This is a genomic window from Anabaena sp. CCY 9910, assembly GCF_963920875.1.
In the GTDB taxonomy this organism is placed as follows: domain Bacteria; phylum Cyanobacteriota; class Cyanobacteriia; order Cyanobacteriales; family Nostocaceae; genus Trichormus; species Trichormus variabilis.
Window position 1 is genome coordinate 1 of the sequence record NZ_CAWUDJ010000121.1, and the last position, 577, is coordinate 577.

Consider the following 577-nt stretch of genomic DNA (forward strand, 5'->3'; position numbering starts at 1 on the left):
AACCAACGTAATCATAAAGACATGACCGCAACCTTACAACAGCGCAAAAGCGCCAACGTATGGGAACAGTTCTGCGAGTGGATTACCAGCACCAACAACCGCTTATACATCGGTTGGTTCGGTGTACTCATGATCCCCACCTTGCTAGCTGCAACCACCTGCTTCATCATCGCCTTCATCGCCGCACCTCCAGTAGACATCGACGGCATCCGTGAACCAGTAGCAGGTTCCTTAATCTACGGAAACAACATCATCTCCGGAGCAGTTGTTCCCTCCTCCAACGCCATCGGTTTGCACTTCTACCCAATTTGGGAAGCAGCATCTCTTGACGAGTGGTTGTACAACGGTGGTCCTTACCAATTGGTAATCTTCCACTTCTTGACCGGCGTATTCTGCTACCTCGGTCGTGAATGGGAACTATCCTACCGCTTAGGAATGCGTCCTTGGATCTGCCTAGCCTTCTCTGCACCAGTAGCAGCAGCAACAGCAGTATTCTTGATCTACCCCATCGGACAAGGTTCCTTCTCTGATGGTATGCCCTTGGGTATCTCCGGCACCTTCAACTTCATGATCGTGT

1 pseudogene is annotated in these 577 nt (G+C 50.8%); it reads left to right on the forward strand.

The features are described 5' to 3' along the window. Window positions 1-21 precede the first annotated feature (21 nt). Window positions 22-577, forward strand: a pseudogene (locus ACM5QX_RS29555) (photosystem II q(b) protein); the annotation flags it as partial.